At 68.9% G+C, this 20,860-nt stretch carries 20 protein-coding genes; 8 read left to right on the forward strand and 12 right to left on the reverse strand.

What is annotated here, in order from left to right; translation table 11 throughout:
* Positions 1-13 precede the first annotated feature (13 nt).
* Positions 14-1,540, reverse strand: a complete 1,527-nt coding sequence (trpE, locus tag V8201_RS07185; protein WP_373276463.1) for an anthranilate synthase component I — start codon at positions 1,538-1,540, stop codon at positions 14-16.
* Positions 1,515-3,485 (reverse strand): peptidylprolyl isomerase, encoded by a 1,971-nt coding sequence (locus V8201_RS07190; protein ID WP_336544848.1) that lies wholly within the window; start codon positions 3,483-3,485, stop codon positions 1,515-1,517. The genes trpE and V8201_RS07190 overlap by 26 nt, the downstream gene beginning before the upstream one ends.
* 109 nt (positions 3,486-3,594) lie before the next feature.
* On the opposite strand from V8201_RS07190, the gene tpiA reads away from it, so the two are divergent.
* Together tpiA and V8201_RS07200 are read left to right on the forward strand one after the other, a co-directional pair.
* Positions 3,595-4,341, forward strand: coding sequence for a triose-phosphate isomerase (gene tpiA / locus V8201_RS07195; protein WP_336544849.1), 747 nt, complete (start codon positions 3,595-3,597; stop codon positions 4,339-4,341).
* A gap of 44 nt (positions 4,342-4,385) precedes the next feature.
* Positions 4,386-5,150 (forward strand): energy transducer TonB, encoded by a 765-nt coding sequence (locus tag V8201_RS07200; RefSeq protein ID WP_336544850.1) that lies wholly within the window; start codon positions 4,386-4,388, stop codon positions 5,148-5,150.
* Positions 5,151-5,401: 251 nt separating this feature from the next.
* Here V8201_RS07200 and V8201_RS07205 read toward each other — a convergent pair whose 3' ends face one another.
* The 3 genes from V8201_RS07205 to rimO form a co-directional block, all read right to left on the reverse strand.
* A complete protein-coding gene (locus tag V8201_RS07205) occupies positions 5,402-6,766 on the reverse strand; it encodes a leucyl aminopeptidase family protein (RefSeq protein WP_336544851.1) in 1,365 nt (454 codons plus the stop codon).
* 2 nt (positions 6,767-6,768) lie between these two features.
* Positions 6,769-8,160 carry a serine hydrolase domain-containing protein gene (locus tag V8201_RS07210; protein ID WP_336544852.1) on the reverse strand — a complete coding sequence of 464 codons (1,392 nt, stop codon included), beginning with the start codon at positions 8,158-8,160 and terminating at the stop codon, positions 6,769-6,771.
* Between the two features lie 367 nt (positions 8,161-8,527).
* Positions 8,528-9,853, reverse strand: a complete 1,326-nt coding sequence (rimO, locus tag V8201_RS07215; protein WP_271300583.1) for a 30S ribosomal protein S12 methylthiotransferase RimO — start codon at positions 9,851-9,853, stop codon at positions 8,528-8,530.
* 136 nt (positions 9,854-9,989) lie between these two features.
* Here rimO and V8201_RS07220 point away from each other — a divergent pair, with 136 nt between their 5' ends.
* Positions 9,990-11,075, forward strand: coding sequence for an anhydro-N-acetylmuramic acid kinase (locus tag V8201_RS07220; RefSeq protein ID WP_336544853.1), 1,086 nt, complete (start codon positions 9,990-9,992; stop codon positions 11,073-11,075).
* A 3-nt stretch (positions 11,076-11,078) separates the two neighbouring features.
* Here the strand turns inward: V8201_RS07220 and V8201_RS07225 are convergent, their stop codons facing one another.
* From V8201_RS07225 to V8201_RS07250, 6 genes are all read right to left on the reverse strand, one after another.
* Positions 11,079-11,324 (reverse strand): hypothetical protein, encoded by a 246-nt coding sequence (locus V8201_RS07225; RefSeq protein ID WP_037530964.1) that lies wholly within the window; start codon positions 11,322-11,324, stop codon positions 11,079-11,081.
* 54 nt (positions 11,325-11,378) lie between these two features.
* Complete coding sequence (locus V8201_RS07230; RefSeq protein ID WP_336544854.1) at positions 11,379-11,663, reverse strand: hypothetical protein; 285 nt, start codon at positions 11,661-11,663, stop codon at positions 11,379-11,381.
* 50 nt (positions 11,664-11,713) lie between these two features.
* A complete protein-coding gene (locus tag V8201_RS07235; RefSeq protein ID WP_336544855.1) occupies positions 11,714-12,892 on the reverse strand; it encodes a vWA domain-containing protein in 1,179 nt (392 codons plus the stop codon).
* Between the two features lie 44 nt (positions 12,893-12,936).
* Positions 12,937-13,488: a CHAP domain-containing protein gene (locus V8201_RS07240; protein ID WP_037530975.1), complete on the reverse strand. Its 552-nt coding sequence runs from the start codon at positions 13,486-13,488 to the stop codon at positions 12,937-12,939.
* 102 nt (positions 13,489-13,590) lie between these two features.
* Complete coding sequence (locus V8201_RS07245; protein WP_336544856.1) at positions 13,591-14,436, reverse strand: AAA family ATPase; 846 nt, start codon at positions 14,434-14,436, stop codon at positions 13,591-13,593.
* A 71-nt stretch (positions 14,437-14,507) separates the two neighbouring features.
* A complete protein-coding gene (locus V8201_RS07250; protein WP_336544857.1) occupies positions 14,508-15,164 on the reverse strand; it encodes a DUF6975 family protein in 657 nt (218 codons plus the stop codon).
* A gap of 181 nt (positions 15,165-15,345) precedes the next feature.
* On the opposite strand from V8201_RS07250, the gene V8201_RS07255 reads away from it, so the two are divergent.
* From V8201_RS07255 to V8201_RS07275, 5 genes are all read left to right on the forward strand, one after another.
* Positions 15,346-17,601 carry a S9 family peptidase gene (locus V8201_RS07255; protein ID WP_336544858.1) on the forward strand — a complete coding sequence of 752 codons (2,256 nt, stop codon included), beginning with the start codon at positions 15,346-15,348 and terminating at the stop codon, positions 17,599-17,601.
* Between the two features lie 57 nt (positions 17,602-17,658).
* The gene (locus tag V8201_RS07260) at positions 17,659-18,375 is read left to right on the forward strand and encodes an MgtC/SapB family protein (protein ID WP_037530982.1); all 717 of its coding nucleotides are present in this window, start codon (positions 17,659-17,661) and stop codon (positions 18,373-18,375) included.
* Positions 18,376-18,437: 62 nt separating this feature from the next.
* On the forward strand, positions 18,438-19,466 hold the full coding sequence (locus V8201_RS07265) for an aspartate-semialdehyde dehydrogenase (RefSeq protein WP_037530985.1): 1,029 nt from the start codon (positions 18,438-18,440) through the stop codon (positions 19,464-19,466).
* A 31-nt stretch (positions 19,467-19,497) separates the two neighbouring features.
* Positions 19,498-19,749, forward strand: a complete 252-nt coding sequence (locus V8201_RS07270; RefSeq protein WP_081792847.1) for a FitA-like ribbon-helix-helix domain-containing protein — start codon at positions 19,498-19,500, stop codon at positions 19,747-19,749.
* A gap of 231 nt (positions 19,750-19,980) precedes the next feature.
* Positions 19,981-20,166 (forward strand): type II toxin-antitoxin system VapC family toxin, encoded by a 186-nt coding sequence (locus V8201_RS07275; RefSeq protein WP_336544859.1) that lies wholly within the window; start codon positions 19,981-19,983, stop codon positions 20,164-20,166.
* Here the strand turns inward: V8201_RS07275 and V8201_RS07280 are convergent.
* Positions 20,160-20,786: a YitT family protein gene (locus tag V8201_RS07280; protein WP_336544860.1), complete on the reverse strand. Its 627-nt coding sequence runs from the start codon at positions 20,784-20,786 to the stop codon at positions 20,160-20,162. The two genes, V8201_RS07275 and V8201_RS07280, sit on opposite strands and share 7 nt — an antisense overlap.
* Positions 20,787-20,860 lie beyond the last annotated feature (74 nt).

Below are 20,860 nucleotides of genomic sequence, written 5' to 3' on the forward strand. Positions count from 1 at the left end.
TCATTCCCCGGCGCTATTGCGCAAACCCCGCATCGCCCGCCCGTATCACCGCATCGCGGGCCGCGGCGAGGATCGCGCCCGCCTTGGCTTCGCACTCGCGCTGTTCGGACGCGGGGTCGCTGTCGGCGACGATGCCGGCGCCGGCCTGGGCATGGATCATGCCGTCCTTGACCACCGCGGTCCGCAGCACGATGCAGCTGTCCATCGATCCGTCGGGGGAGAAATAGCCGACGCCGCCGGCATAGGCGCCGCGCCGCTCCGGTTCGAGCTCGGCGATGATCTGGCAGGCACGCACCTTGGGCGCGCCGCTGACCGTGCCGGCGGGGAAGCCGGCGAACAGCGCGTCGATCGCATCCGCCCCATCCGCCAGCCGGCCGGTGACGTTCGACACGATGTGCATGACGTGGCTGTAGAATTCGATCCCGTAGCTGGCCGTGACCTGCACCGATCCGGGCGCGGCGGAGCGGCCGACGTCGTTGCGGCCGAGGTCGAGCAGCATCAGATGCTCGGCGCGCTCCTTGGGATCTGCGAGCAGGCTCGCGCGGTTCGCCTCATCCTCCGCGGCGGTCCGCCCGCGCGGGCGGGTGCCGGCGATCGGCCGGATCGTCACCGCGCCATCGCGCACCCGCACCAGGATTTCCGGGCTCGAGCCGATCAGCGCGAAGCCCGGCAGGTCCAGGTGGTAGAGGAAGGGCGAGGGATTGATGCGACGCAGGCTGCGATAGAGTTCGAACGGCGGCAGCGTGAACGGCGCGGCGAAGCGCTGCGCCAGCACGACCTGGAAGATGTCGCCCGCGGCGATATAGTCCTGTGCCCGGCGGACCATGCGGCCATAGTCTTCGGGGGCGATCGCGGGCGTATAGACCGGTGTATCGGGCCGCGCGCGGACCGGCGCAGGGAGCGGCGTGTTGGCGAGCCGGGCGGCGACCGCGTCGAGCCGCTCCTCCGCCGCGGCGACGAGCTGCGCCGGATCGTGCGCCGGATCGGGCCAGACCGGCGCGACCAGATAGAGCGCGTCGGCGAGCCGGTCGAAGACGCAGATCACCGTCGGGCGGACGAACAGCATGTCGGGCAGGCCGAGCGGATCGGCCTCGGGCTGCGCCAGCGTCTCGACCAGCCCGATCGTCTCATAGCCGAAATAGCCGACGAGGCAGGCGAGCGCCTTGGGCAGCTCCGCCGGCACCTCACCGCGGCATTCGGCGACGAGCGCGCGCAGGGCGGCGAGCGTCGGCGTGCCGGTCGGCTGGAAGGCGGTGCGATCGGTCGCCCACTGGCGGTTGATCTCGGCCCGATCGCCGCGCGCGCGGAAGACGAGGTCGGGCGCAAGGCCGATCATGCTGTGGCGACCGCGCGTCGCGCCGCCCTCGACCGATTCGAGCAGATAGTCGCCGCGCCCCGGCTCGATCAGCTTGAGCGCGGCGGCGACCGGCGTTTCGGTATCCGCGACCTGCCGTCGCCAGACGAACGCCGGACGACCGGCGGCGAGCGCGGCGACGGCGTCGGGCGTGCTCATCTCAGTTGCCGGCGGCGCCGGCGCCATTGCCGGCGAGGTCGGCGCGCAGGCGGGCGAGCGCCGCCGCGTCGGTCTTGACGCCGACCGCATTGCGCACCGCGCGGGCGAATTGCTCGGCATATTCGCGACCGACGAGGCGGGCGATGCTGCCGCGCGCACCGCTGATCGCGGCGGGCGTGCCGCGCGCGTCGCCCGGCACGATCGTGTCGAGCTTGACGATCAGCCAGCCGGCATTGTTCGGCGCCTCGAGCAGCTTGGCATTGCCCTTGGCCATCGAGAAGAGCAGCGCGAGCGGCGGCTGGACGTTGCCCTGCGCCGCGGCGAGCTGCGCGCGGCTGGCGCCGGCGGTCTGCACCGGGGGCAGCGGCCGACCGGCGGTCGCCATCGCCTGGGCGAGCGGCGTGCCCTTGTTGACTTTGGCGAGGATATCGGCGGCGAGCTTGCGCGCGGCGGCGCGGGCGCGGTCGGCGGTGAGGTCGGCGACGACCTGCGCCTTGACCTGCGTCAGCGGGCGCGGCGCGGCGGCGACGACGCGGCCGAGCGCGACCAGCGCGAAGGCGCCGTCCTGACCGACCGGCACGAGCTGCGGTGCGTCGCCCTCCGCCATCTGGAAGGCGGCCGAGACGATCGGCGCGATCGTCGGGTCGGGCTGCGCCGCGGGCGCGTCGGGGTTCTGGCCGTTGGCGAGCAGCGGCGGCGTCGTCTGCGTGGCCAGCTTCTGATCGGCGACCGCCTCGTCGAAGGTCGCGCTGTTGCCGAGCGCGCTGTCGAGCGAGTCGCGGGTGCTAGACAATGCCTGTTGCAGCTTGCGCTTCGACACTTCGGCCAGCAACTCGGGACGCGCCTGTTCGAGCGTCTTGCCGGCGACCTGCTCGACCTTGTCGATCCGCGCGACGACCCAGCCGAGCGGACCGCGCACCGGCCCGACGACGCCGCCTTGCGGCGCGGCGAAGACGGCGTCGGCCATGGCGGCATTGCCGGCTCCGGCATAGGCCGATTTGGTGACGCCGGTCTGCACCGCCGGTTCGAGGCCGGCGGCACGGGCCGCGTCGGCGAGGCTGACACCGCCCTTGACCTTGGCGGCGAGTGCATTGGCGCCGTCCTGATCGGCGACGACGACCTGGCTGATCGTGCGCTTCTCCGCCGCGGCGAAGCGGCTGCGCTGCTGGTTATAGGCGGTGGCGATCTCGGCATCGGTCGGCACGGCGCGCGCCTTGACCATCTCCGGGGTGACGAGCGCATAGCGGACGATGCGCCGTTCGGGGACGGTGTAGCGCGCGACGTTACGGCGATAATAGGCCTGCTGCTCGGCATCGGTCGGCGCGGCGCCGGTGTCGACCGCCTTGGCGGGGACGAAGGCGACCTGACCCGAACGCTTCTCCAGCATCAGCGAGGCATAGGGGATGGCGAGCTTCTCTGGCACCTGCGTCGCGCCCTGCGTCGGCAGCATCAGCTGCTGCGCGATGATGTCGCGCGCGATGTCGGTGCGGACCTGCGCATCGGTAAGCCGCTGGTCGGCGAGCAGCCGCTGGTAATTGGCGGGATCGAACTGGCCGTTGGGACCGCGCAGGCCGGGGATGCTGGCGATGACGCCGTCGACCGAGCGCTTGCTCACCACCATCTTCTGGTCGTGGCCGAAGGCTTCGAGCGCAAGGCTGTTGATCGTGCGGTCGAGCGTCGACTGCAACCCGCCCTGATCGAGCAATTGCTGCATCGTCGGCGGCTGCTGGCCCTGCCGCGCCGCCTCCTGCGTCGCCGCCTGCAGCTCGGTCTGGACGCGGTTGCGCAGATCGGCCGCGGTGATCTTGGTGCCGCCGGCGGTGGCGACGGCATTGCCCGACAGGCTGCCGCCGTTGCCCGCCAGACCGGTGATGTCACCCGCCGCGAACGCCAGCGCGATGACGCCGAGAACGATGAAGGTGATGACGACGCCGGCCTTGGAATTGGTGATGCGACGGAAGAAGCTGAGCATGGAAGGCCGATCGTCCCTTTGGAATTGCCTGCGTCTTTAGGGGGGCAGTGGCTTGCCATCAAGCGCGGGGGCGGGCAGGGTTTGTTGAACACGTATAACAGGAGGTCGGATGACGCGGCGCAAGCTGGTGGCGGGCAATTGGAAGATGAACGGGTCGCGCGCCGCGCTCGTGGAGCTGGACGGCATCGCCGCGGCGGCGGCGGCCGCGCCCAATGTCGACGTGATGGTCGCGGTGCCCTTCACGCTGATCGCTCCCGCGGCGGACCGCGCGCCGACGCTGTCGATCGGGGCGGAGGACGTGCACGAGGCGGACAGCGGCGCGCATACCGGCTGCGTCTCGGCGGCGATGGTCAAGGAGGCGGGCGCGCGCTTCACCCTCGTCGGCCACAGCGAGCGGCGGATGGACCAGGGCGAGACCAGCCACGACGCCTGGGCCAAGGCGGCGGCGGCCCGGCGGCAGGGGCTGCACGTCATCTCCTGCTGCGGCGAGACCGAGGCGGAGCGCGACGCCGACCGTGCCGAGCGCGTCGTTCAGGCGCAGATCGAAAAGTCGGTGCCCGACAATGCCGACGGCAGCTGGTTCACGCTCGCCTACGAACCCCGCTGGGCGATCGGCACCGGCCGCACGCCGACGCTGGAGCAGATCGCGGCGATCCACGCGATCGCGCGCGCCAAGCTGCGCACGCTGATCGGCGATGCCGCGGACGGCGTGCGCATCCTCTACGGCGGCTCGGTGACCGGCGACAATGCCGCGACGATCCTCGCCTGCGACAACGTCGACGGCGCGCTGGTCGGCGGCGCGAGCCTGACCGCGGCCAAGTTCGTGCCGATCATCACCGCCGCCGCCGCGCTGTAAGGGCCGGGCGCCGGCGCTGAGCCCCGGTCAGCGTTGCGAAAGGCTTGGGGCGTCATCATCTTGCGGTGGTGAACGCTCCGGCTCCCCTCAAAGAGCGCCTCGGCGCGGCGGCGTTGACCGCGGTGATCGTCGCGGCGCTCGGCTATGCGCTGCTGGCCGGCCTCGCCTTCCGCGGCGGCGGCGGCGCGGTGGCCGACTCGCTCGCCACCTTCACCGTCGCGCCGCCGCCGCCACCGCCCGAGCGGACCGTGCCGCCGCCCAAGCCGCTGCACCGCGCGAGCGGGCGGGCCTCGCCGCCCAACCTTCGCGCCAAGGCGACGGAGGTGGTCGCGCCGATCCCGGTGATCGCGCTCGCGCCGCCGCCGCCGATCATCGTCGCGCCGCTCGCCAATATCGGCGCCGACACCCATTCGGGCGCCTCGGATCGCGCCGGGCCGGGCACCGGCGCGGGCGGCGTCGGCGACGGCAATGGCGCGGGCGGCGACGGCGATGGCGACGGCAGCGGCTGGGAGCGGGTGCCGCGGCTGGTCAGCGGCCGGATCAAGGGATCGGACATTCCCGAAGCGATCCTCGATTCGGGCTTCCGCGGCGTCGTCAGCGTCCGCTTCCGGGTCGAAACCAACGGCCGCGTCACCGGCTGCACGATCGCCCGGTCGAGCGGTAACGCGCTGATGGATCAGGTGACCTGCGCGGCGATCGAGAAACGCTTCCGCTACGATCCGTGGCGCGATGCGGCGGGGCGTCCGGTCCGCTCGACGGTGCTGCGCGACCAGCAATGGGATATCGATCCGCCGGCGGAGGATCGGTAAGTCTGCCGGCTCGATGGGGCGCAGCTCCGAGGCTCGGCGCCTGGGGGGACCTGCCCTTCGACAGGCTCAGGGCGAATGGGGGGCACTCCAGCCGCAAGTCGGACGAGGTACGTGGCCACCCCGCGCGTCGGCGCAGGGTAGACGGACGCTAGGCGCGATCCGCCACCCCATCATCCGTTCGGGCTGAGCCTGTCGAAGCCCGGCTTGCCCGCAATGCCACGCCGGGAGCGCAAACCCGCAAAGGACCCGCCTCAGCGAGTCCCGTACCGCTGCTTCAGCACCGCGTAGCAGGCGCGCAAGGCATAGGCGTCGCCACCCTTCGGCCGGCCCGGCTTGGCGGAGGGACGCCAGGCGAAGACGTCCATATGCGCCCAGGCGATGCCCTTGGGGACGAAGCGCCGCAGGAACAGCGCTGCGGTGATCGCGCCGGCGAAGCCGCCGTCCGGCGCGTTGACCATGTCGGCGATGTCCGAGCTCAGCATCTCGTCATAGCCGTCCCACAAGGGCAGCTGCCACAGCGGATCGTCCTGCGCCACGCCTGCGGCGAGCAGGTCGGCGGCGAGCACGGCATCGTCGGTGAACAGCGGCGGCAGGTCGGGGCCGAGCGCGACGCGCGCCGCGCCGGTCAGCGTCGCGAAGTCGAGGATCAGCTCGGGCGAGTCCTCGCCGGCCCGGGCGAGCGCGTCGGCGAGGATCAGCCGTCCCTCGGCATCGGTATTGGTGTTCTCCACCGTCGGCCCGAGCCGGCTGCGCAGCACGTCGCCGGGGCGGAAGGCGTTGCCCGCGATCGCATTCTCGACCGCGGGGATCAGCAGGTGCAGCCGCACCGGCAGTCGCGCCGCCATCACCAGCCGGGCGAGGGCCAGCGCATGCGCCGCGCCGCCCATATCCTTCTTCATCAGCCGCATGCCGGCCGAGGGCTTGATGTCGAGCCCGCCGGTGTCGAACACCACGCCCTTGCCGACCAGCGCGACGCGCGGGTGCGCGGGATCGCCCCAGACGAGTTCGATCAGCCGCGGCGCGCGCTCCTTGACCGCCGCCTGGCCCACCGCATGGATCAGCGGAAAGCCGCTGGCGAGTGCATCGCCGCGCGTCACCGTCACCGTCGCGCCGTGATCGCGCGCGAGCCGTTCGGCAGCATCCTCCAGCTCGGCGGGGCCGAGATCGCCCGCGCCGGTATTGACGAGGTCGCGCACCCAGCCGGTCGCCGCGGCGAGCCGCACCGTCTCGTCGATCGCGGCGACGTCATGGGTCAGCAGGATGCGCGGCCCCGCCGTTTCGCTGGTGCGATAGCGGTCGAAGCGATATTGGCCGAGCAGCCAGCCGAGCGCCGCGGGGCCGATCGCGCCGTCGACGCGATAGGTGCCGGTCGGCAGCGCCTCGGCGAGTCGGGCGAGGGTCCAGCTGTCCGTTCTGGAAGCGACGACGACCGCCTGGACATCGTCCTCGGCATAGATGGCGTGGCCGCCCGCCGCACCGGTGAAGCGCTGTGCGACCAGCGCGGTCCGCACGCGCTGCGGCTGGCGCGCGAGCCACGGCTCGAACGCGTCCGGCGCGAGCAGGGTGATGGTGCGGGCGGGCTGGCCGCGATCGGGCTGGAGCAGGGCATCGGCCATGGTCAATTCACCGGGCTGACGAGGAATTGCTCGTAGCGTTCCGCGCCGTCAGGTTCGGCGAAGGTGCCGATCGACAGCTTCCGGTCGGGGTAGGTGACGGTGTAGCGGCGCTGGACGAAGCCGCCGCGCAGCCGCTTCGGTCCGGCGAGCGCGAAGCCGGTCGGCTCGCCCAGCGCCGACAGGCTGGTGCGATAGTCGGCGATCACCTGCGGGGTGAAATAATAATTGGCATCGGCGGTGAGCAGCCGCCGGTCGAGCGTGCCGTTGCGCAGCGAATCGAACATCGCGCGGGCGGCGCGGGTCTTCGCCGCCTCGGCCGCGTCGGCGCCGGCGGGCAGGACGACCTTGGCGATCCCCTGAGCGATCGCGACGAAGGCATCGCCGAAATCGGCATTGGTCAGCACGACGATCGCTGCCTTTTGCTCCGGATAGACGATGTTCTCGGACAGGAAGCCGACCGCCTCGCCGCTATGTTCGACGACCGGCTGGCCGTCGTGCTTGGCGAGCGTGACGCCGAGGCCGTAATTGGTCGTGCTGCCGTCGCTGAGCAGCACCGGCGTCTCCTGCGCTACCCAGTCGTCCGCGGGCAGCAGGCTGCGGTTGATCCGGGCGACGTCCCATTTGGCGAGATCGCCCGCGCTCATCGACAGTTCGCCGGCGGCGAACAGCCAGCCCGCCGCGGGCGGCGGCGCGGCGCGCACCGGCCCCAAGGCGTTGCGGTGATAGCCGATCGGGAAGCGGCCGCCGATCGCCTTGTCCTGATCGATCGCGGTGATGTCGAGGGGCTTGAAGATGCGGCGCTGGAGGAAGGTCATCAGCGGCTCGCCCGCCGCCTTCTCCGCGATCAGCCCGGCGACGACATAGCCGGTGTTGGAATATTGCCATTGCGTGCCCGGCGCGAAGTCGAGCGGCTTCTTCGCCCAGCGATCGACGATCGCCTGCGGCGTGGTCGGCGTCTCCATCGCCGGGAAGCTATAGTCCTGCGGCCAGTAATCCTGCAGCCCGGCGGTGTGGCTGAGCAACTGGCGGATGGTGATCCGGTCGCCACCGCTGATCCCGGGCAGCCATTTGGCGACGGTGTCGTTCATCGACAGCTTGCCGTCGTCTTCGAGCAGCAGCAGCGCGGCGGCGGTGAATTGCTTGGAGATGGAGGCGATCTGATAGGGCGCATCGGTGCGCGCCGGGGTCGAGCCCGCCTGCGTGCCATAGGCCTTGACCAGCACGATCCGCCCGCCGCGCACGATCGCGACCTGCGCCGAGGGCGTGCCGGTCGCGGCGAGCCCGTCGGCGACGACCTTGTCGACCGCGGTCGCCTCGGCGGGGGTGAGCGACTGGGCAAGAGCGGCAGGCGCGGCGGTGAGCGCCAGCGTGGCGGCGACGGTTCGGAACAGCATCGTGCCTAGCTGCCATATCGGTCGGCGGTCACGAAAGTGAAATCGGTGTCAGCGACAGGACTCCACCATGTGTTTGTTCGATCGACTTGCTAGCCTCTGACGAAGTCCGCGGCCGGCGTCGCGGACTTTCTGTCGAAGGCTCGTCCGCGTACCGACCGCGTCCGGCTCACGCGAAGGCCCAAGGCCGCGACGGCCATATGGTCATGCGGAGGTGCGGAGGCGCGCAGAAGATGCGTCAGCGCCAGCAGATCTTCCTCTTGCCTGACGATGATCGGGAGCTCGCCACCAAAATATCGCCGCGCTGCCGGGTGAATCTACCTCTTCGCGTCACGCGGGCATCTTGGAACGCGCGAACTTCCGCCAGCCGCTACGCCGGCACGCCGTACAGGTCATGTTCGTCGGCATCCTCGATCGCGACGGGCACGATGTCGCCGACCGAAAGGTGCGCGGCATCGCGCAGGAAGACCTGGCCGTCGATCTCGGGCGCGTCGGCCTGGCTGCGGCCGGTCGCGCCCTCGTCGCCGACCTCGTCGATGATGACGGGCAGCGTGCGGCCGATCTTGGCGGCGAGCTTGGCGGCGCTGATCGCGGCGGTCTTCGCCATGATCCGCTGATAGCGCTCCTCCTTGACCGCCTCGGGCACCGGATCGGGCAGCAGGTTGGCGGCGGCGCCCTCGACGGGTTCGAAGCGGAACGCGCCGACCCGGTCGAGTTGCGCCTCGTCGAGCCAGTCGAGCAGATACTGGAAATCCGCCTCGGTCTCGCCGGGGAAGCCGACGACGAAGGTCGAGCGGATCGCGATGTCGGGGCAGATCGCGCGCCACTGGTGGATGCGGCTGAGCACCTTGGCGTCGTTGCCCGGGCGCTTCATCGCTTTCAGGACCGACGGCGCGGCATGCTGGAACGGGATGTCGAGATAGGGGAGCACCAGCCCGTCGGCCATCAGCGGGATGACCTGATCGACGTGCGGATAGGGATAGACGTAATGCAGCCGCACCCAGGGCGCGATCTTGCCGAGTTCGCGCGCGAGGTCGGTCATGTGCGGCACGACCTCCTGCCCCTTCCACAGCCGCGGCTCCTTGCGGATGTCGATGCCATAGGCGCTGGTATCCTGGCTGATCACCAGCAATTCGCGCGTCCCCGCCGCGACCAGCTTTTCCGCCTCGCGCAGGATCGCGTCGGGGCGGCGGCTGACGAGATCGCCGCGCAGGCTGGGGATGATGCAGAAGGAGCAACGGTGGTTGCAGCCCTCCGAAATCTTCAGATAGCTATAGTGGCGCGGCGTCAGCTTGAGCCCGGCATCGGGGATCAGATCGATATAGGGCGACAGGTTGGCGGGGGCGGCATCATGCACCGCCTCGACCACCTGCTCATATTGATGCGCGCCAGTGACCGCGAGCACCTGCGGGAAGCGCGCGCGGATGACCTCCGCCTCCTTGCCCATGCAGCCGGTGACGATGACGCGGCCGTTCTCGGCGATCGCCTCGCCGATCGCCTCAAGGCTTTCCTCCTTCGCCGAATCGAGAAAGCCGCAGGTGTTGACCAGCACGACGTCGGCGCCGGCATAGTCGGCGGACATCTGATAGCCGTCGGCGCGCAGCTGGGTGAGGATACGTTCGCTGTCGACCAAATTCTTGGGACAGCCGAGCGACACCATGCCGACGCGCGGCGGAGAGGGGAGACGAGTTGCCATGAGAGACCCGTCTATAGCGCTTCCGTCGCGAATTTTCCAGACGGTGCCGTGGGACGTGCGGTTCGTCGCATCGGCGGGTCCGCGTCGCTCGACAGCGGCGGGGGCAGGCGGCACAGCGGCGTGACGGGAGGGCCATATGCTGGCGATAGGCTTGATGTCGGGAACGTCGCTCGACGGGATCGACGCTGCGTTGATCGAAACGGACGGCGAGGGGATGGTGCGTCCGATCGCCTTCCGCGGCGAAGCTTATTCGGATGCAGCGCGCGCGCAGCTCGCCGCGGCGACGACGCTGGCGCTGACCTTCGACCGGCCGCGCGCCAGCCCTGATCTGGTCGCGGCGGGCGAGCTGATCGACCGTACCCACGCCTTCGCGGTGCACAAGCTGCTGCGCGAGGCGGGGGTCGAGGCGGCGGCGGTCGAGGTGATCGGCTATCACGGCCAGACGGTCGCACACCGCCCCGATCGCGGCTGGACGTGGCAGGTCGGCGACGGCGCGGTGCTCGCCCGCGCGACCGGGATTACCGTGGTCAGCGACTTCCGCAGCGCCGACGTCGCGGCGGGCGGGCAGGGCGCGCCGCTGCTGCCGGTCTATCACGCCGCCTTGGTCGCGGCGCTGGAGCGGCCGGTGGCGGTGCTCAATCTCGGCGGGGTCGGCAATATCACCTATGTCGGCGCGGACGGCGCGCTGGTCGCCTTCGACACCGGTCCGGCGAACGGCCTGATCGACAGCTGGGTCGAGGCGGAGACGGGCGCGCGCTTCGACGCCGACGGCGCGCTCGCTGCGTCGGGGCGGGTCGACGAAGCGGTGCTGACCGGCATGCTCGATCACCCCTTCTTCGATCTCGCCCCGCCCAAGAGCCTCGACCGCAACGACTTCACCGTCCAGCCGGCGCGCGGCCTGGCGGCGGCGGACGGGGCGGCGACGCTGACCGCCTTTACCGCGGCGAGCGTCACCGAGGCGATCGACCGGCTGCCGGCGCGGCCGAAGCGGCTGATCGTCGCGGGCGGCGGGCGGCACAATCCGGTGCTGCTGCGGATGATCGGCGACCGCTGCGGGCTTCGGCCGGAGCCGAGCGATGCGCTCGGCTGGAACGGCGATGCAATGGAGGCGGAAGGCTTTGCCTATATGGCGGTGCGGACGCTGCGCGGATTGCCGATCAGCTTCCCCGGCACGACCGGCGTCGCCGCACCGCTGGCGGGTGGCGTGATCAGCCGGCCGTGACCCTCATTCGTGCGTCAGGCGCGGTTGTACGCTGACCGGGCGCGGGCATCCGTCGACCTGGCGCAGCACGGTATAGATGGGTTTGGCGGGAGGCAGGTCGCCGAGCTTGTGGAGACCGGGCGTGGTCGCTCCCGCGATCCGGCGCACCTGCGGCTGCTCGCATCGCGACGCCGGCGGCTTGGGCTTCGGCGACGGCTGCCCCAGCGTGACGGCCGGTACGAGAGCGATGAGCAACATCATCACGGACATGATCGGTCTCCCCTCTGGACCCTCTTTATCGCAGACGTCTTGGCCCCGCCAGCGTCAGGCGAGCGGCGCGGTCCCATGGTCGTGGCGATAGGGGTTGAAGGGCCGGGGGTAGCCATGGGCATGGCCCAGCGCTCGATAGGTCGACACCGCGTGCGGCAGCAGGATCGAGCCATGACGGCCGAGGGCATGCAGCCCGAGCCTTTTGGGGGCGGTGAGCGGTCGCAGCCCGTGCTGTTCCCGGATGTGCGCCAGACCATAAGCCGACCGCGCCCGATGCGAGGCGCCGCTCGCCTTGGTCGGGCCGGAGATCGCAGCAACGCCATAGGACGGATCACGCATGACCATTCTCCCGCTGTTGCTTCTTTATAGCAAGAGCGGCGCGAGAAAGGTCACCGCTTGCGCGTCAATTCGCGCATCCCGGCATCGAGCCCGGCGAGCGTCAGCGGGAACATCCGCCCGCCGACCAGCTCGCGCATCAGCCGGATCGACGGCGTATAGCCCCATTGCGGTTCGGGCAGGGGATTGAGCCAGATCGCCGACGGATAGGTGCCGGTCAGCCGCTCCATCCACACCGCGCCCGCCTCGTCATTGTTATGCTCGACCGAGCCGCCGGCATGGGTGATCTCATAGGGACTCATCGCCGCATCGCCGACGAAGACGATCTTATAGTCCGGGCCGAAGCGGTGCAGCACCTCAACGGTCGGCGTGCGCTCGGTGAAGCGGCGGCGGTTGTCCTTCCACAGGCCCTCGTAAGGACAATTGTGGAAGTAGAAGAAGTCGAGCGTCTTGAACTCGGCGGTCGCGGCGCTGAACAGTTCCTCGCAGATGCGCACCCAGGGGTCCATCGAGCCGCCGACGTCGAGGAAGAGCAGCAGCTTGACCGCGTTGCGCCGCTCGGGCCGCATCCGCACGTCGAGCCAGCCCTGCCGTGCGGTGCCGTCGATCGTCCCCTGGATGTCGAGCTCGTCGGCGGCGCCCTCGCGCGCGAACCGCCGCAGCCGGCGCAGCGCGACCTTGATGTTGCGCGTGCCGAGCTCGACGTCGGCGTCGAGATTGCGGAAGTCGCGCTGCTCCCACACCTTGATCGCGCGACCGTGGCGGCTCTCGCCGCCGATGCGGACGCCTTCGGGATTATAGCCGGCATTGCCGAACGGGCTGGTGCCGCCGGTGCCGATCCACTTGCTGCCGCCCTGGTGGCGGCCGTGCTGCTCGGCGAGCCGCTCGCGCAGCGCCGCCATGATCTCGTCCCAGGAGCCGAGCGCCTGGATCCGCGCCATCTCCTCCGCGTCGAGATAGCGTGCCGCCACCGCTTCGAGCCATTCGGCAGGCAGATCCTGCGGCGCGACGCCCGCGTCGCTGACGACGCCGTGGAAGACCTTGCCGAACACCCGATCGAACCGGTCGAGCAGCGCCTCGTCCTTCACATAGGTCGCGCGGGCGAGGTAATAGAAGGCCTCGGGCGTCGACTCGATCACCGCGGCATCGAGCGCCTCGAGCAGCACGAGATGCTCCTTGAGGCTCGCGGCAATGCCGGCGGCGCGGAGTTCGTCGAGGAAGCGCAGGAACATCGACGCACGCTACGCCGCTTCGCGCGGGCGCGACAGCCCCCGGCTCAGCGCGGCGCGTAGGCGTCGATCAGCGCGCCGACATAATCGGGGTTGCGGGCGGTGAGCTGTTTCGACGGATGGCCGCCGTAGATGAAACCCTTGACCGGATAGATGCCGCCGCCGAGCCCGTCATTGTCGCGATACCAGACCTTGACCTGGCTCCAGTCATTGTGCGGCGAGACGTCGTAGAGCGTGACGTCCTGTTCGGCATGGCCGCGCTCGCCGTTCTGGCGCGACCAATTGGCGTGGGTGAGCATCAGCACGCGCTGTTCGACGACGCGGCTGACCACCGCGACATGGCCGAGCGGCAGCCGGCCGGTCTTGGCGAAGACGATCACCGATCCCTCGCGCGGGCGATGGCCCCGGTCATAGCGTCCCCCGGCCTGCTCCCACCATGTCCAGGCATCGCCGTAGATCTCGATGCCCGAGGCGGCGCGGGCGAAGGGCACGCATTGGCCGACATAGTCGAGCAGCCCCGAGGCGGCGAGCGGCGCGGTAAAACTTGCCGCCTGACCGGCAAGGCACGTGATCACGAATCTGGCAAGAAGGCCTCGCATTCCGCTGGCTTAGGGCGGTGCGGATGACTGCGAGATTGGCAGCTATGGTTAATTGCCGGGCCACCCGGCAAAAACTTGCCGGTCGTTGCGAGGCTGAAACGATCAGCGCTGCCGCTTCGCCATGAAGGCGAGCCGTTCGAACAGCATGATGTCCTGTTCGTTCTTGAGCAGCGCGCCGTGCAGCGGCGGGATCGCCTTGGTCGGATCGCGGTTTTGCAGCACGTCGAGCGGCATGTCCTCGTGCAGCAGCAGTTTGAGCCAATCGAGCAATTCGCTGGTGCTCGGCTTCTTCTTGAGGCCGGGGACGTCGCGCACCTCGTAGAAGATGTCCATCGCGCGGCGGACGAGCATCGCCTGGATGCCGGGGAAATGCACGTCGATGATCCGCTGCATCGTCTCACGATCGGGGAAGCGGATGTAATGAAAGAAGCAGCGGCGCAGGAAGGCGTCGGGCAGCTCCTTTTCATTGTTGCTGGTGATGACGACGATCGGGCGCTCGACGGCGCGGATCGTCTCCTTGGTCTCGTAGACGTGGAACTCCATCCGGTCGAGTTCCAGCAACAGGTCGTTCGGGAACTCGATATCGGCCTTGTCGATCTCGTCGATCAGCAGCACCGGCGGGGTCGGGCGGGTGAAGGCTTCCCACAATTTGCCGCGTCGGATGTAATTGGCGATGTCGTGGACGCGCGGGTCGCCGAGCTGACCGTCGCGCAGCCGCGCCACCGCATCATATTCGTACAGGCCCTGCTGCGCCTTGGTGGTCGACTTGACGTTCCACTCGATCAGCTCGGCCCCCGCGGCGCGCGCGATCTCCTGCGCGAGCACGGTCTTGCCGGTGCCTGGCTCGCCCTTGACCAGCAACGGCCGGCGCAGCGTCACCGCGGCGTTGACCGCGACCTTGAGATCCTCGGTCGCGACATAGCTTTGCGTGCCTTCGAAGCGCTTCATGCCGGTTCCCGCAGCTGGTGGAGGCAACGGTGGTAGGCGCAACCCGCGCGATCAGGCAAGTCGCGCGGGGATCACCCCTGGCGGGCGCTGGCGCGTGCTTCGAGCAGATCCCACAAGGCGCGATGCTGGGCGAGCAACTGTTCCGCACCGAAGCGCACCGCGCGCTCGGTCGCCGGGGTGCCGCCGAGCCGCGTCACGCTCGCCGCGGTTTCGGAGAGGCTCGGAAAGGCCGCCGGCACGGGGTCGACGCCGAACCGTTCGGCGGCGTGATCGAGCATCAGCCGGATCGCGGTCCAGTCCTGCACCAGCGCCGCCACCGCGCCGGTGGCGCAGCCGCGCCGTTCGGAGCGGGCGAGCGTCTCGAGCGCATGGCGGCTGGCGATCAGCGCCGCTTCGGTGTCCGACTGGCCGGGGGTCGACGGGGTCGGGCCGGCAGCGGCGGCGAGCCGGGCGATATAGGCGCGTTCGAGCACGAAGCCGTCGGCGACCGCCGACAGCCAGTCGCAGGCATCGGGCTGGACGCAATGGGTGCGCGCCTCGACCGCGAGGCCGGGGGGATCGCCATGAACCGCGCACAGCGCATGCACCGCATCCGACAGGTCGCGCGACGCCGCCGCGGGAGAAAGGAGCATCGACAGGTGCGGATGCGCGACGCTGCCGTCCGTCGCGCCGATCCGCGTGACCAGATCCCATGCACCCGCAGGCCAATGCTGTTGCGCCGTATCCAATCCGATATCCCGCGTTACGCGCCGTCCCGCCGATCCGGTCCGACCTGGTCCTTGTCTACCCACTAACTATACAGAAGCACGTAAAGACAGGGTTTATGGGGCGGTAACCCTGTCGTAATCGATCTTTACGCCGGCCGGCCGTGCCGTAAGAACGCCAATGTGTTGATTTTGGAGAAGGTGGATGCGCGGATGGATTGTGGCCCTGGCGCTCGCTTCGGCGGGGACTTTCGCCTTGTCGGCTGAGGCCGGGGCGCAGACGGCGGCGAATCAGGCGCCGGCGCAGGGCGAATCATTGACGCTGGCGCGCGTGTTCGGCAGCCCCGACCTGTCGGGATCGCAGCCGCGCGGCGTGCGGCTGTCGCCCGACGGCAGCCTGCTCACCTTCCTGCGCCCGCGCGCCGACGAGAAGGAGCGCACCGACCTGTGGGCGCGCGACACGCGCACCGGCGCGGAACGGATGCTGGTCGACAGCAAGACGGTCGGCAGCGGCGCCGAGCTCAGCGAGGCCGAGAAGATGCAGCGCGAGCGGGCGCGGATCGGCGGCAGCAAGGGCATCGTCGCCTATGACTTCGCGCCCGACGGCCGCTCGATCCTGGTGCCGCTCGACGGCGATCTCTACCTTGCGACGCTCGACGGCGCGGTGCGGCGGCTGACGCAGACGCCGGGTGGTGAGCTCAATCCGATCGTCTCGCCCAAGGGCCATTACGTCAGCTTCGTCCGCGACCAGAACCTCTTCGCGCAGCCGCTCGCCGGCGGTGACGCGCATGCGGTGACGCAGGGCGGCGGCGGCACGATCCATTTCGGCGAGGCGGAGTTCGTCGCGCAGGAGGAAATGCATCGCACCACCGGCTATTGGTGGTCGCCCGACGAACGCTTCATCGCGGTCGAGAAGTTCGATGAGGCGCCGGTCCACATCTTCACCCGCGCGTCGATCGGCGCGGCGGGGACCAAGACCTATGAACAGCGCTATCCCGCCGCGGGCACGCCCAACGTGCTGGTCGAGCTCTACGTGATGCGGCCCGACGGATCGGAGCAGGTCAAGGTCGACCTCGGCAGCGATCCCGACATCTACCTCGCCCGCGTCGACTGGACGCCCGACGGCAAGACGCTGCTGGTGCAGCGCGAGAGCCGCGACCAGAAGACGCTCGACATGCTCCGCGTCGATCCCGAGACCGGCAAGGCGAGCGTGCTGTTCACCGAAAAGGCGGGCGCGAAGAGCTGGCTCAACCTCAGCGACGATTATCAGCCGATGAAGGACGGCAGCCTGATCTGGCGGTCCGAGCGCGACGGCTATGGCCACCTCTACCGCCGCGCGCCGTCGGGGCAGTGGACGCAGCTGACCAAGGGGCCGTGGGTGGTGACGGGGCTGGTCGGGATCGACGAGGCCAAGGGACGGATCTATTTCACCGGGCTCAAGGACGACGTGCTCGAACAGCATGTCTATGCGGTCGATATCGCCAAGCCCAACGTCCTCACCCGGCTGACCGAGCGCGGCTGGACCAACACTGCGACGATGGACAAGGCGGCAAGCCGGCTGATCGTGTCGCGCTCCAACCCGAAGCAGCCGACGCAGGTCTATCTCGCCGACACCGCGGGGCAGCGGCTGGCGTGGATCAACGAGAATGCGCTGGTCGCCGGTCACCCCTATTTCCCGTTCCTGGCGCAGCATCAGCCGACCAAATTCGGTACGATCAAGGCGGCCGACGGTTCGACGCTCTATTGGGAAATGATCACGCCGCCGCTCGTCGCCGGCAAGACCTATCCCGTGTTCTTCGAACATTACGGCGGCCCGGGCACCGGCCAGCAGGTGACGCGCGGCTGGCAGGGCGCGCTGCCGCAATATCTGGTCAGCCAGGGCTGGGTCTATTTCAAGATCGACAATCGCGGCTCGTACAATCGCGGCAAGGCGTTCGAGGACCAGATCTATCACGCGATGGGGACGGTCGAGGTCGAGGATCAGCTCGCCGGCGCGAACTATCTGAAGTCGCTGCCGTTCGTCGACGGGCGGCGGATCGCCACTTATGGCTGGTCGTATGGCGGCTATATGTCGCTCAAGATGCTGGAGAAAACCCCCGGCGTCTATGCCGCGGCGGTGAGCGGCGCGCCGGTCACCGACTGGCAGCTCTACGACACCCATTATACCGAACGTTATCTCGGCGATCCCGCCAAGGACCCGCAGAGCTATGCCGGATCGGCGGCGGTCGAGGCGGCATCGACGATCCGCGATCCGCTGCTGCTGATCCACGGCATGGCCGACGACAACGTCTTCCTCGACAATTCGACCAAGGTCGCCGCGCGCATGCAGGCCACCGCGACGCCGTTCGAGATGATGTTCTACCCCGGTTATACGCATCGCGTCGCCGGACCGGGGGTGAGCCAGCATCTCTGGGGAACGATCCTCGAATTCCTCGACCGCAATGTGAAGAACAGGAAATAGCCGACAGGACAGGATCGGGACGCTGATTTCGTCACATCGCCGCCTTATGCGGCGGCGATGCGCTTCCTGACCCTGTTCCACCTCTGGCCGTTCCTCGACACGGTCGTCAGCCTGCTCACCGCCTTCGTGCTCGGCACGGCGATCGGGGCGGAGCGGCAATATCGCCAGCGCACCGCCGGGCTGCGCACCAATGCGCTGGTCGCGATCGGGTCGGCGGCATTCGTCGATCTCGGGCAGCGGCTCGGCGGCGACGTCGAGTCGATCCGGGTGATCGCCTATGTCGTGTCGGGGATCGGCTTCCTCGGCGCCGGGGTGATCATGAAGGAGGGGATGAACGTCCGCGGCCTCAACACCGCGGCGACGCTCTGGTGTTCGGCCGCGGTCGGCGCGATCGCCGGGTCCGACATGGTGGCGGAGGCGGTGCTGCTCACCGTCGTCGTGCTCGCCGCCAACACCCTGCTGCGGCCGCTGGTCGACGCGATCAACCGCGTGCCGCTCGCCGGCCATGCGGTCGAGGCGACCTATACGGTGACGATCACCGTCGATCCGGCGCAGGCGGGGCCACTCGGCGACATGCTCGTCGCGCATCTCGAGGCGGCGTCGCTGCCGGTCGCCGAACTCGCGACCGAGCCGCTCGGCGACGATCGCGTCGCGGTGACGGCGACACTGGTCAGCACCAACGTTCCCGATACCGAACTCGACGCGCTCGCCGATCATCTCGCCCGCGTCCACGGTATCGCCCATGCCACCTGGCAGCTGAGCACGCACGATTAGCAAAGCCGATGGACGCGGCGACGCAAGCGTATTAGGCGACGCGGCAACGCAGCGGAGGGTTTATGGGTTATCGGGTGGTGGTCGCGGGCGCGACGGGCAATGTCGGGCGCGAGATGGTCAACATCCTCGCCGAACGCGAATTTCCCCTCGACGAGATCGCGGTGCTGGCGTCGAGCCGCAGCCAGGGCGAGCAGATCGAATATGGCGACACCGGCAAGATGCTCAAGGTGCAGAACATCGAGCATTTCGATCCGGCCGGCTGGGACATGGCGCTGTTCGCGATCGGCAGCGACGCGACCAAGGTCTATGCCCCCAAATTCGCCGCCGCGGGCTGCACGGTGATCGACAATTCGTCGCTCTACCGGATGGACCCCGACGTGCCGCTGATCGTGCCGGAGGTGAATGCCGCGGCGATCGACGGCTATCGCGCCAAGAACATCATCGCCAACCCCAATTGCTCGACCGCGCAGATGGTGGTGGCGCTCAAGCCGCTCCACGATGCCGCCAAGATCACCCGCGTCGTCGTCTCGACCTATCAGTCGGTGTCGGGCGCCGGCAAGATCGGCATGGACGAACTGTTCGAACAGAGCCGCAACATCTTCGTCGGCGACAGCGCCGAGGCGAAGAAGTTCACCAAGCAGATCGCCTTCAACGTCATTCCGCACATCGACAGTTTCCTCGACGACGGTTCGACCAAGGAAGAGTGGAAGATGGTGGTCGAAACCAAGAAGATCCTCGACGCCAAGATCAAGGTGACCGCGACCTGCGTGCGCGTGCCGGTGTTCGTCGGTCATTCGGAATCGATCAACATCGCCTTCGAGCGGGAATTGTCGGCCGAGGACGCCAAGCGCATCCTGCGCGAGGCGCCGGGTGTGATGCTGATCGATAAGCATGAGGACGGCGGCTATATCACCCCGATCGAGGCCGCCGGCGACGACGCCACCTATGTCAGCCGCGTCCGCGAGGACCCGACGATCGAGAACGGCCTCAATCTGTGGTGCGTCAGCGACAATCTGCGCAAGGGCGCGGCGCTCAACGCGGTGCAGATCGCCGAGCTGCTCGGCCGGCGGCATCTCAAGAAGGCGGGTTGAGGGCGAACGGGCGTGGTGGTGTCATGTCCATATGGGACAGGTGCTCATCCGTGATCTCGACGATGCTCTGCTGCAGGATTATCAGGAGGCGGCCGACGGTAATGGCCGTTCTCTCGAAGCCGAGTTGCGGGATGCGTTGCGGCGGTTGAGGCCGGTGAACGACCACGACCGTCGCGATCTCCAGGCTCGACTTGCCGCTATTCGAGCGATGACCCCCAATGTCGCCCAAACTCCGGCGGAGGTGCTGGTACGCGAGGATCGAGAGGGCTTTCGCAGCGCTTGACCTGGATCGTCGATATCAGCGTCGCCGTCAAATGGGTGGTTGCCGAAGACGGCGCCGACCTTGCGGCACCATTCCTTTCCGGTGACGTCGTTGCGCCTGACCTGCTACGCCAGGAACTTGCCAATGCCTTGTGGAAAAAGGTGCGGCGGACGAGATTGGCAAGCAACAGGCGCAATTGGGATATGGCGCCATCATTGACGCCCTACGGTTCTTCCCACCGGTCATCTTGCCGTGCGGGCCTTCGATATCGCGCTGCGGATCGGGCATCCCGTATATGATTGCCTCTATCTCGCACTCGCCGAGTCATTGGATTTGATGATCCTGACGGTGGATCACAAGCTGATCCTCGCGTGTGGGCACACCGACTTCGCCGGCCTGCTGATCTCCCTGGAAGACGCCGCCCGTCTGCCTCAATGACCGGTATACCGCCCCGGCCGGTGCCAGGCGATCAGGATCAGGCTCATCGCGGCGGCGCTGACCGCCGACCAGCCGAGTTGCGTCAGCGTCAGCATCGGCGCGGAGACGGCGAGGATCACCACGTCGATCGCGATCTGCGAGCGGCCGGCATTCCAGCCGTGTTTGCGCTGCAGCCATAAGGTGATGACACCGGTACCGCCGACGCCGGCCTGATGGCGGGCGAGCGACAGGATGCCCATGCCGATCACCGTGCCGCCGACGAGTGCGGCGAAGGCGGGATGGATGTCGAGGATATGCACCGACACCCGCGCGAGCGTCGACAAGGCGGCGATGCCGCCGTTGACGATTGCCGACTTGACCGCGAACCGCGCGCCCATCACCCGATGCGCGAAGGCGAAAAAGGGGATGTTGATCAGCGTGAACAGCACGCCCGCGGGCAGCGGGATCGAATAGGAGAGCAACAGCGCGATGCCGGCGACGCCGCCGGTGACGAGCCCCGCCGCCTTGAGGAAGATCAGGCCGACGACGATGAGGATGCAGCCGATCAGCAGCGCATAGCCGTCCTCGGCAAGACTATGCGGGCGGCCGGGCGGATCGGCGGGACGGGCGGAAGACGGCATCGGACCTCATCAGGACGGGTCAGGCGCCTCTCCCGGGCGATGCCGCTCGTCGTGGCGGCATCGCGGTCTATACA

Source organism: Sphingomonas kyungheensis (assembly GCF_037120395.1).
Taxonomy (GTDB): domain Bacteria; phylum Pseudomonadota; class Alphaproteobacteria; order Sphingomonadales; family Sphingomonadaceae; genus Sphingomonas; species Sphingomonas kyungheensis.